10 protein-coding genes and 1 pseudogene are annotated in these 10,163 nt (G+C 68.4%); 3 read left to right on the top strand and 8 right to left on the bottom strand.

Features of this window, described 5'->3' with window-relative positions; translation table 11 throughout:
* The first annotated feature begins 172 nt into the window (after positions 1-172).
* On the top strand, positions 173-1,108 hold the full coding sequence (locus CSW58_RS03905) for a crotonase/enoyl-CoA hydratase family protein (RefSeq protein WP_236627635.1): 936 nt from the start codon (positions 173-175) through the stop codon (positions 1,106-1,108).
* A gap of 25 nt (positions 1,109-1,133) precedes the next feature.
* On the opposite strand, the gene CSW58_RS03900 is transcribed toward CSW58_RS03905, so the two are convergent.
* The 5 genes and pseudogenes from CSW58_RS03900 to CSW58_RS03880 all read right to left on the bottom strand — a co-directional run bounded on the left by CSW58_RS03900 (position 1,134) and on the right by CSW58_RS03880 (position 5,372).
* Entirely contained in the window at positions 1,134-1,496 is a 363-nt protein-coding gene (locus CSW58_RS03900; protein ID WP_099446387.1) for a hypothetical protein, read from the bottom strand.
* A gap of 58 nt (positions 1,497-1,554) precedes the next feature.
* Positions 1,555-3,114, bottom strand: a complete 1,560-nt coding sequence (gene serA, locus CSW58_RS03895; RefSeq protein WP_099446389.1) for a phosphoglycerate dehydrogenase — start codon at positions 3,112-3,114, stop codon at positions 1,555-1,557.
* A 152-nt stretch (positions 3,115-3,266) separates the two neighbouring features.
* A pseudogene (locus CSW58_RS03890) lies at positions 3,267-4,438 on the bottom strand (phosphoserine transaminase).
* A gap of 135 nt (positions 4,439-4,573) precedes the next feature.
* Positions 4,574-4,999: a hypothetical protein gene (locus CSW58_RS03885; protein ID WP_099446386.1), complete on the bottom strand. Its 426-nt coding sequence runs from the start codon at positions 4,997-4,999 to the stop codon at positions 4,574-4,576.
* A gap of 64 nt (positions 5,000-5,063) precedes the next feature.
* On the bottom strand, positions 5,064-5,372 hold the full coding sequence (locus CSW58_RS03880; RefSeq protein ID WP_369825067.1) for a hypothetical protein: 309 nt from the start codon (positions 5,370-5,372) through the stop codon (positions 5,064-5,066).
* A gap of 196 nt (positions 5,373-5,568) precedes the next feature.
* On the opposite strand from CSW58_RS03880, the gene CSW58_RS03875 reads away from it, so the two are divergent.
* Together CSW58_RS03875 and CSW58_RS03870 are read left to right on the top strand one after the other, a co-directional pair.
* The gene (locus CSW58_RS03875) at positions 5,569-7,446 is read left to right on the top strand and encodes an ATP-binding protein (RefSeq protein ID WP_099446384.1); all 1,878 of its coding nucleotides are present in this window, start codon (positions 5,569-5,571) and stop codon (positions 7,444-7,446) included.
* A 164-nt stretch (positions 7,447-7,610) separates the two neighbouring features.
* Positions 7,611-7,961 carry a hypothetical protein gene (locus CSW58_RS03870; protein ID WP_099446383.1) on the top strand — a complete coding sequence of 117 codons (351 nt, stop codon included), beginning with the start codon at positions 7,611-7,613 and terminating at the stop codon, positions 7,959-7,961.
* 12 nt (positions 7,962-7,973) lie between these two features.
* Here the strand turns inward: CSW58_RS03870 and CSW58_RS03865 are convergent, their stop codons facing one another.
* The 3 genes from CSW58_RS03865 to thiD all read right to left on the bottom strand — a co-directional run.
* Complete coding sequence (locus CSW58_RS03865; protein ID WP_099446388.1) at positions 7,974-8,804, bottom strand: PhzF family phenazine biosynthesis protein; 831 nt, start codon at positions 8,802-8,804, stop codon at positions 7,974-7,976.
* 101 nt (positions 8,805-8,905) lie between these two features.
* Complete coding sequence (locus CSW58_RS03860; protein ID WP_099446382.1) at positions 8,906-9,493, bottom strand: nucleotidyltransferase family protein; 588 nt, start codon at positions 9,491-9,493, stop codon at positions 8,906-8,908.
* A partial coding sequence (gene thiD / locus CSW58_RS03855) for a bifunctional hydroxymethylpyrimidine kinase/phosphomethylpyrimidine kinase (RefSeq protein ID WP_099446381.1) occupies positions 9,493-10,163 on the bottom strand: 671 nt, incomplete at its 5' end. The genes thiD and CSW58_RS03860, both read right to left, overlap by 1 nt.

The following is a 10,163-nucleotide window of genomic DNA, read 5'->3' as shown; positions in this document are numbered from 1 at the left end:
GCTATAGCTTGGCGCACTTCCGGCGTCTTGATCTTCGTCAAACCCCCTTGGGACGACGAACGTCGCTGTCGCCCCCGAACACCGGGCGACCCGCGGAGATCGCCGGGCGGGCGGTTTCAAACGCCGCCTCTCCCCGCGATGATGAGCCTGAGCAGTGTGGAGACGAGCGGCGATGAACCCGGTTACAGTCGAGCCCGATGGTCCTGTCTGGACCGTGACCATCAACCGGCCGGCCAAGCGTAACGCCGTCGATCCGGCCACGGCCCTGCAGCTGAACGCCGCCTTCGACGCCTTCGAGGCTGACGCGACCGCCGCCGTGGCCATCCTGACCGGGGCGAACGGGACCTTTTGCGCCGGCTTCGATCTGGCCGTGGCGGCCGAGGGGGCCGGCGAGCGCTATGATCCCGACGGCGAGGGGCCGATGGGGCCGACGCGGCGGCTGCTGTCCAAGCCGGTGATCGCGGCGGTCGAGGGCCATGCGGTGGCCGGCGGACTGGAACTGGCCCTGTGGTGCGACCTGCGGGTGGCGGCCCAGAGCGCGGTGTTCGGGGTGTTTTGCCGCCGCTGGGGCGTGCCGCTGATCGACGGCGGTACGGTGCGTCTGCCGCGCATCGTCGGCCAGGGCCGGGCCCTGGACATGATCCTGACCGGACGACCGGTCAGTGCGGCCGAGGCCCTGTCCTGGGGCCTGGCCGACCGGGTGGTCGCCGACGGTTCGGCCCTGGTCGAGGCCCAGGCCCTGGCCGCCCAGATCGCCGCCTTCCGCAGATCTGCCTGCGCGCCGACCGCGCCTCGGCTTTTGGCCAGTGGGATGCGAGCCTGGCGGCGGCGCTCACCGCCGAGGCGCATGGCGGACTGGAGCCCCTGCGCCGCGAGGCCCGGGCGGGCGCGGCGCGGTTCCGTGACGGCGAGGGGCGCGGGGGGACGTTCGAGGCTTAGGAGAGATCGTAAGGGCGCAATCCTCTATCACTCCGCCTCCCCGGCGAAGGCCGGGGCCCAGATTCAGCTTGAGCGTTTGGGGATGATGCGCCTTGTGACCCAGCCCAGATCACTCGCATCTCGGGGTTCGATCTGGGCCCCGGCCTTCGCCGGGGAGACGGTGAGGTGAGGAAGGGTGACCTAGTCCTACGCCCTCAGCGATCCCGCCAGCGCCCCACGATCATCGGCCCAAAGGCGGCGGCTATGCCCAGCGCGTCGGCCAGCAGGTCGCCCAGATCCGCGTCACGGCCGGCCAGGGGCTGGATCAGCTCGATCAGCCCGCCGAACGCCAGCACCACCAGGCCGATGCGCCACAGCCGGCTGCGCGGCAGAGCCAGGCTGGCGCAGCCGGCCAGACCGTAGAAGACGATGAAATGCTTGGCCTTGTCCCACGGGATCAGGCCGACGCTGCCATCGGGCGGGACCAGCGCCCGCCACAGGGCGAAGGCTGCCATGGCGATGAACAGCGCAAAGAACACGCCGTTGATCCTGCGGTTGGCGAAGGGTCGAAAGGGCATGCTGATCCTCTTCGCACGGCGTGTCCCCTCTCCCCTTGCGAGGAGAGGGAACCTGTCCTTAGAATGTCAGGGCGCGGGCTTCCTTGACGTGCGGCAGGGCCTGGATCTTGGCCAGCAGGGCGGCGTCCGGGGCTTGGTCGATACCGACCAGGGCGATGGCGTCCTCGTCGGCCGAGACGCGGCCGAGGTTGAAGGTGGCGATATTGACGCCCGCCTCGCCCAACAGCATGCCCAGGGCCCCGATGAAGCCGGGCTTGTCGAGGTTGTTGACATAGAGCATGGCCGGCGAGAAGGCCGCGTCCAGTTCCATGCCCTTGACCTCGACGACGCGCGGCGCGCCGGCGATCACCGTGCCGGCGAAGGCGCGCTTGCCCTTTTCGGTGGTGATGGTGATGCGCATCAGGCTGTCATAGGTGGGGCTGACCTCCTGGCGGCTCTCGGAGACGGTGATGCCGCGATCCTTGGCCACGGCCGGAGCCGAAACCATGTTGATCTCGGCCAACATCGGCTTGAGGATCCCCGCCAGGGCGGCCGAGGTCATCGGCTTGACGTTGAGCTTGGAGACCTCGCCCTCATAGGCGATGTCGATGGCCTTGATGCCGAAATCGACCATCTGACCGGCCAGGGCGCCGATCTTCTCGGCCAGGGCCACGAAGGGCTTCAGCTTGGGGGCCTCTTCCGCCGTGATCGACGGGCTGTTCAGCGCGTTGGTCACCGCCCCGGTCAGCAGATAGTCGCTGACCTGCTCGGCCACCTGCAGGGCGACATTCTCCTGGGCTTCGCTGGTGCTGGCGCCCAGGTGCGGGGTGGCCACGACGCGGTCGCTGCCAAACAGCGGGTTTTCCTTGGCCGGCTCGGTGATGAAGACGTCGAAGCCCGCGCCGCCGACATGGCCGCTGTCGAGCAGGGCGCGCAGGGCGACTTCATCGACCAGGCCGCCGCGGGCGCAGTTGACGATCAGCACGCCCTTCTTGGTCTTGGCCAGGGCCTCGGCCGACAGGATGTTGCGGGTCTTGTCGGTCAGGGGCGTGTGCAGGGTGATGACGTCGGCGCGGGCCAGCAGGTCGTCCAGCTCGACCTTCTCGACGCCCATTTCCACGGCGCGCTCGGGCGACAGGAAGGGGTCGTAGGCCACGACCTTCATCTTCAGGCCCAGAGCCCGGTCGGCGACGATGCCGCCGATATTGCCGGCCCCGATCAGGCCCAGGGTCTTGGCGTACAGCTCCACGCCCATGAAGCGGTTCTTCTCCCATTTCCCCGCTTGGGTGCTCGCATCAGCGGCGGGCAGCTGGCGAGCCAGGGCGAACATCATGGCGATGGCGTGCTCGGCGGTGGTGATCGAGTTGCCGAACGGGGTGTTCATCACCACGATGCCCTTGGCGGTGGCGGCCGGGATGTCGACATTGTCGACGCCGATGCCGGCCCGGGCGATGACCCGCAGGCGGTGGGCGGCGGCGATCACGTCCTTGTCGAGCTTGGCGCCCGAGCGGATGGCGATGCCGTCATAGTCGCCGATCACGGCGATCAGTTCGTCCTTAGTCAGGCCGACCTTGATGTCGAAATCGACGCCGCGATTCTTGAAGATGTCGACGGCGGCGGGGGAAAGCTTGTCAGCGATGAGGACGCGGGAGCGGTCATGATTTTGGAACCTTCTCCTCTCCCCCTTGCGGGGAGGGGCTGGGGGTGGGGGTGTCAGCGCGGACAGGGCGGGGCTCACCCCCACCCCTGCCCCTCCCCGCAAGGGGGAGGGGTTCGGCGCAGTACGTTGAGTTAAGCGGCGACTAGGTCGGCGCTGAGGGTGGCGAACGCCCAGTCGAGCCAGGGCGTCAGGGCCTCGAGATCCGAAGCCTCGACGGTGGCGCCGCACCAGATGCGCAGGCCGGCCGGGGCGTCGCGATAGCCGCCGATGTCGAGGGCGGCGCCCTCTTTCTCGAGCAGGCTGGCCAGCTTCTTGGCGAAGTCGGCCTGGGCGTCTTCCGGCAGGGCGCAGATCTTGGAGTCTACGACCTTGAGGCACACCGAGGTGTTCGAGCGAATCTCCGGCGTGGCGGCCAGGAAATCGACCCACGGGTCTTGGCCACCCAGTCGGCGATCACGGCCAGGTTCTGGTCAGCGCGCGATTGCATGCCTTCCAGCCCGCCGATCGACGCGGCCCACTTCAGGGCGTCGAGCGCATCTTCGACACAGAGCATCGAGGGCGTGTTGATGGTCGCGCCCTCGAAAATGTCGAGGCTGACCTTGCCGCCCTTGGTCATGCGGAACAGCTTGGGCATCGGCCAGGCCGGCGTGTAGCTCTCGAGGCGCGCCACAGCGCGGGGCGACAGGATCAGAACGCCGTGCGCGCCTTCGCCGCCGAGCGCCTTCTGCCAGGAGAAGGTCACGACATCCAGCTTGGTCCAGTCCAGGTCCTGGGCGAAGGCGGCGCTGGTGGCGTCGCAGATCACGATGCCTTCACGCTCGGCGCTGATGAAGTCGGCGTTCGGGACGCGGACGCCCGAGGTGGTGCCGTTCCAGGTGAAGACCAGGTCCTTGGCCGGATCAACCTTGGACAGGTCGGGCAGCTGGCCGTAGGGCGCGTCGAGCACCTCGACGTCGGGCAGCTTCAGCTGCTTGGTCACGTCGGTGACCCAGTCCTTGCCGAACGATTCGAAGGCCATCAGCTGGACCGGGCGGGCGCCGAGCATCGACCACATGGCCATCTCGACGGCGCCGGTGTCCGACCCGGCGACGATGCCGATCAGGAAGTCGGCGGGGACTTCCAGCACGTCGCGCGTCTGGTCGATGGCGGCCTTGAGGCGCGCCTTGCCCAGCTTGGAGCGGTGCGAGCGACCCAGCACGGCGTTTCTGAGATTTTCGGGGGTCCAGCCGGGGCGCTTGGCGCAGGGGCCGGAAGAGAACTCGGGACGAGCCGGGCGTTGCGCCGGCTTGGCGAGGGTGGTCATAGCGATGTCTCCCATCCTTACAGATGGACAGCGCCCCGTTGGGGGGGCGTGGCCCGCCGGCGAGAAACGCCGTTTCGAGGCCAAAGGCAAGGAGAGATTTTCCGCCTGGGGCCGCTAAATCGTCGCGGTCGGCAATTATCTTGCTGCGAGCGCCGCGCGGCGACGCCAGTGCTGGATCGTCCCGACCAGCAGGCAGATCAGCACCCCGCCGGTCACCACATTATTGACGGCGGCATAGATCATGTCATGCGGCTGGTCGGCGACCAGGAAGTAGGCGTGCAGGCTGAACTGGACGCCTTCCAGCACCATGGCGATGCCCAGCCACGATTTCACGAACCGCAGCGACAGGATCAGGAAGCCCAGGGCCAATCCGCCGTCGACCGCCAGCAGGGGCAGTGTCTGGCTCGCCTCCGACAGGCCCATATAGATCAGCTTGGCGACGATGGTCGAGGTGATCACCAGGCTCGCGGCGAGCCGCTCGGCCGCGCCGCCGCGCCACCAGGCCAGCGCCACGACGGCGATATGCGCGCCCCAGAGAAGAACAAATACCAGGCTGATCATGCAAAGGCCCCTATCTCACAATAGGGGCCCCGCGAAGTTAAAGTCTTGAAAGATTCGGCGAGGCTCAGCCTGCTTCGCGCAGACGCGGGCTCCTCAGCGCGCCCTGGAGCTTGCGCTCGTCCCAGCCCGCCATCTTGGTGCGCACGCCCAGGCGCAGCTTGACCTCTTCCAGCTCCTGGTGGGTTTCCACCATGGCCGCACGCGCTTCGCCAAGCGCGGCAAGGGCTTGCATCACCTTGACGGTCGCCTTGTCGCCGACGACGGCGGACAGGCCGAGGTCCTTACGACCCTGGACCAGATCGGCCATCAGGGCGGCGGCTTCGACCATGGCCGTGTCGATCGCGCCTTCGGTCACGTACAGCTTGCTGGCCACACGTTGAGCAACAAATACCTTTTCCAAGACCCATCTCCTTAACGAAACCCTAAGAAATAAGGTAAACGCAAAGTTAAGATCCTGGCAATTAGGAAACGACCGTTAGCGTTGTTTTGTCGCGAAATACCCTTTGCCGGAAGCGAAACGTTAGGGAGATTGCCGCACTGTGCGGCTCAGTCACCCCATCGGACGGGCCATGATCGACGACCGCCGCCTCGAGACCCCGACTCACGCGCCGCTTCAGGTGCGCATCGCCGGCGTCGCCCTGATCACCACGGTGATGGCCCTACTGGCGGCCAGCACCTGCTTCATGTTGCAGCAATGGGGCGTCGCGCGGCAGGAATCGCGCGCCAATCACGATGTCCTGGCCCAGATGGTCGCCGCCGGCGCGGCGGCGTCCCTGGCCGATCACAATGACGCCGACGCGGGCCGGGCCTTGGCCGCCATCGCCTCGGCCCCGCATGTCGCGGCTGTCCGGCTTCTGGACGATCGAGGCCGTGTCGTCGCCCAGGCCGGCGCGGCCAGGGCCCACGACGTCGATGTTCTGGTCAAGCCGGTGCAGATGGCCGGCCGCCGGGTCGGCACCGTCGAACTGGTGGCGCGCCAGCCCAGCCTGATCGATATCCTGGCCCGCAACCTGGCCCTGACCGGGGCGCTGTTCTTCGGCTCGGCCGGCCTGGCCATCCTGTTGGCCAACGGCCTGGCGCGACGCATGACCAAGCCGATGGAGCGGCTGTCGGCCGCCATGCAGGTCGTCGCGGTCGGCGGCCAGTTCAAGACCGTTGAGCAGGCCAGCGACGACGACGTCTTCCACAGCCTGACCGACAGTTTCAACCATCTGGTCTCCCGACTGGAGATCAATGACCACGACCTGCGCGGGGCCATGGCCGAGCTGGTCAAGGCGCGCGACGCGGCCAACGCCGCCAATGTGCTGAAATCCCACTTCCTGGCCAATATCAGCCACGAGATCCGCACGCCCCTGAATGGCGTGCTGGCCATGACCGAGGTCATGGACATGGACGACCTGACCTCGGCCCAGCGTGAGCGCCTGGCGGTGATCCGCGACTCCGGGACCCTGCTGCTGTCGGTGCTCAATGATGTGCTGGACCTGTCGAAGATCGAGGCCGGCCGGCTGGACCTGATCGAGCGCGACTTCGACCTGTCGGATCTGGCCGGCAAGGTCCGCGAAACCTATGCCAGCCAGGCGCGCGACAAGAACCTGGCCTTCGAGGTCTCCGTGGCCCCCGAGGCGCTCGGCGCCTGGCGCGGCGACGTCGACCGCCTGCGCCAGATCCTGGGCAACCTGATCTCCAACGCCCTGAAGTTCACCCTCGAAGGGTCGGTCTCGGTGCGATTCGGCTCGGCCGAGAACGGCTCGGGCCTGCGCGTCGACGTCATGGACACCGGCATCGGCATCGACCCGGAGACCCTGCCGCGGCTGTTCGACAAGTTCGTCCAGGCCGACAACTCGACCACCCGGCGGTTCGGCGGTTCAGGCCTCGGCCTGGCCATCTGCCGCGAACTGACCACGGTGATGGGCGGCGAGATCAACGTTCAGAGCCGCGAGGGCCAGGGCTCGACCTTCACCGTGGTCGTCGCCATTCCCCGCGCCGAGCCCATGGCCGAGGCCGAGGTCCAGCCCCAGGCCAGCACGTTCGGCGAACGGCGCCTTCGCGTGCTGGCGGCCGACGACAATCCCACCAACCAGAAGGTCATCGCCGCCGTCCTGGCGCCCCTGGGCGCCGAGGTCGTGCTGGTCGCGGACGGCAAGGCCTGTGTCGAGGCCTCGAAGCTGGGCGGCTACGACGTGATCCTGATGGATATCCACATGCCGGTGATGGACGGCGTCGACGCCGCCCGCGCCATCCGCGCCCTGGAATCGGCGGAACATCGCCCGCGGGTGCCGATCGTGGCGGTCACCGCCAGCGCCCTGGTCCACCAGGTCGAGTCCTATCTGGCGGCCGGCATGGACGGCCACGTGGCCAAGCCGATCGAGGTGACCAAGCTCTACGCCGCCATCGAACACGCCGTCGCGGCGGCGCACGACACCGCTCTCCGCTCCGCCGCGGCCTAGGGCCAAGGCCGGTCGGCGAACCTGAACGCCAGACCCGAGCCGACCACCGGTCGGCGAACCTGAACGCCAGACAACGAACGGCTCAGAACCGCTTCAGGCTGGGCGTGGTCTCTAGGGGTCAACGTCGTCACCCAGACGACGGACCCTTTTAGAGGAACCGTACGATGAAAAAGATTCTGATTTCGATCGCCGCGGTCTCGGCCGTCGCCGCCGTCGCCGTTCCCGCCGCCGCCTCGGCGCAGGGCTACAATATCAACCAGCGCCAGGACCAGCTGGAGCGCCGCATCGACCGCGGCGTCCGCACCGGCGACCTGAACCGCCGCGAGGCCATGCGCCTGAAGACCGAGTTGCGCGAAACCGCCCGTCTCGAATACCGCTATCGCGCCAACGGCCTGACCCGCTGGGAACGCGCCGACCTCGACCGCCGCTTCGATCGCATCAGCGCCCAGATCCGCTATGAGCGCCATGATCGCGACTATGGCGCGGGCTATGGCGAGCGGCCCTACCGCTACTAGGCCTCCGGGGGTCTAGATCGAGCCCGGCTCCACCCGGAGCCGGCTCTCCACCACCGTCACGCCGCGGCCGCGCAACAGTACGCGCGCGCCGCGGCTTTCGCATTCCAGGTCGCCGCCGCGCCCGGGATAGGCCTGATGGAAGTTCAGGGTCGGACGGCCCAGACGCGCCGAGAACAACGGCGACAACAGGCAGTGGGCCGAGCCGGTGGCGGGGTCTTCCGGGATGCCGAAGCCGGGCGCGAAGAAGCGGCTGACCACATCATAGGGACTGTCGGGATCGGCCAGGGCGACGACGATCGTCTGGCCCGGCCCGCCGGTCGCGACGCCCTCGCCGATCCGCTTGAGCGCCATCAGATCGGGGTTCAGGCCGCGCACCGCGGCCTCGTCCTCCAGAACCGCGATCAGATAGGCCCCGGCCAGCACCTCGACGGGCGTGACGCCCAGGGCCTCGGCCAGGCCGGGCGGCGCGGCGACCTCGCGCGGCGGATCGGCGGGGAAGTTCATCTCCAGGCGCTCGCCGGCCCGCCGCACGGTCAGTTCGCCCGACAGGGTGTCGAAGCGCAGCAGTTCGGCCGTCGCGCCGAGTTCGTTAAACAGCATGTGGGCCGCCGCCAGGGTGGCGTGACCACACAGGGGCGCTTCAAGGGTGGGCGTGAACCAGCGCAGGCCGAAGCGGGCCGGATCCTCCGTCTTCAGCAGGAAGGCGGTTTCGGCCTGGTTGTTCTCGGCGGCCAGGGCCTGCATCCAGGCCGTGTCGGGCCAGGCGTCCAGAGGCTCGACCACGCAGGCCGGATTGCCCTTGAAGGGTGCCGAGGCGAAGGCGTCGATGGTCCACTGGCGCATGGCGCGGCTCCCGGTGAAGGTTGTCGACCCGACCTGATAGGACCAATCAATGGGCCGAGCAAAGCCAACATTGTCACCGAAACAATGTTGTTCGACGGCCTTCAATCCCCCGCGATGGTGATCTCGGGCCAGCGGGCCTTGGCCGAGGCGGTGGTCCGGTCCCAGCCGCCCGCGCCCTTGACCCGCTTGGGATTGGGCTTCAGCTGCATCGCGAACAGGTCGTCCAGGCCGAACGGGGCCCAGACCCGCAGGCTGTCGTCGGGCTCCAGCCGCACCCCGACGCAGAAGGCCGTGGCCACGAACCGCTCCAGGGCGTGAGCGCTGGTCAGCAAGGGCGGATAGGGCTCGTCCGCCCCGAACTTCTGGCCGAACCACAGATGCACCCGGGCCTGGTTGCGCACCTCGACTAGGTCGCGCAGCGGCGGCTCGAAGGCGGCGGCGACCTTGCGGATCACCACATCCTCGGCCTCGTAGGAGGTGTCGGAGGCGTCGTGATAGGCCACGTCATAGTCGCGGATGCCATAGTCGGGCGCCCGGCCGGTCAGGTGGTTCCAGACCGGCTGATAGACTGCCCCGGAAAAGATCATCCAGTCGGGCAGGTTCAGGTCACGGACGGTGCGCAACACCTGCATCGTGCTCGGCACGCCGTGGATGATGTCGACGAGCCGGTCTTCAAGCGTCTGGCCCATCAGCGTCTCATCCATCCATGATCCAGCGGCCCGTGCCCGGCCCCGAAGCCCGGCGCATGCAGCATGGCGCCGTGCACATAGCTCCAGGCCCGCGCAACCGCTTCCGTCAGCGGTAGCCCCTGGGCTAGGCCGGCGGCGCAGGCCGAGGCCAGGGTGCAGCCGGTGCCGTGGGTGTGGCGGGTGTCGATCCGCTCGCCCTCGAAGGTGGTCTCGCCCTGGGGCGTGATCAGCAGGTCGACCACCCGCTCGCCGCCCACATGCCCGCCCTTCATCAGCACCGCCCGAGCGCCGAGGCCCAGCAGGATCTCGGCGGCGCGGCGCAGGTCGTCGGTGGTCTCGACCTCAAGCCCGGTCAGGGCGGCGGCCTCGGGCGCGTTAGGGGTCAGCAGGGCGGCGCGCGGGATCATCAGGGTACAGACGGCCCCGACCGCCGCCTGGGCCAGCAGCGAGGCCCCGCCCTTGGCGACCATCACCGGATCGATGACAGCGGGTATGCCGGGCGCGCTGTCGAGCACCCGGGCCACGGCCTCGACCATGGCCACGTCGCCCAGCATGCCGGTCTTGATCGCGTCGGCCCCGATGTCGTCGAGCACGGCGCGGGCCTGGGCCTCGACGATGTCGACCGGAACCGGATGGACGCCAGTGACGCCCAGGGTGTTCTGCACGGTGA

Origin of the sequence: Caulobacter sp. B11, assembly GCF_002737765.1 — a bacterium.
In the GTDB taxonomy this organism is placed as follows: Bacteria; Pseudomonadota; Alphaproteobacteria; order Caulobacterales; family Caulobacteraceae; genus Caulobacter.
This window is presented reverse-complemented; position numbering and strand designations above follow the sequence as displayed.

Coding starts and splice junctions, on each gene's coding strand:
- CSW58_RS03905 (WP_236627635.1), top strand. CDS start 173: ATGAACCCGGTTACAGTCGAGCCCGATGGTCCTGTCTGGACCGTGACC.
- CSW58_RS03900 (WP_099446387.1), bottom strand. CDS start 1,496: ATGCCCTTTCGACCCTTCGCCAACCGCAGGATCAACGGCGTGTTCTTT.
- CSW58_RS03885 (WP_099446386.1), bottom strand. CDS start 4,999: ATGATCAGCCTGGTATTTGTTCTTCTCTGGGGCGCGCATATCGCCGTC.
- CSW58_RS03875 (WP_099446384.1), top strand. CDS start 5,569: ATGATCGACGACCGCCGCCTCGAGACCCCGACTCACGCGCCGCTTCAG.
- CSW58_RS03870 (WP_099446383.1), top strand. CDS start 7,611: ATGAAAAAGATTCTGATTTCGATCGCCGCGGTCTCGGCCGTCGCCGCC.
- CSW58_RS03865 (WP_099446388.1), bottom strand. CDS start 8,804: ATGCGCCAGTGGACCATCGACGCCTTCGCCTCGGCACCCTTCAAGGGC.
- CSW58_RS03860 (WP_099446382.1), bottom strand. CDS start 9,493: ATGGGCCAGACGCTTGAAGACCGGCTCGTCGACATCATCCACGGCGTG.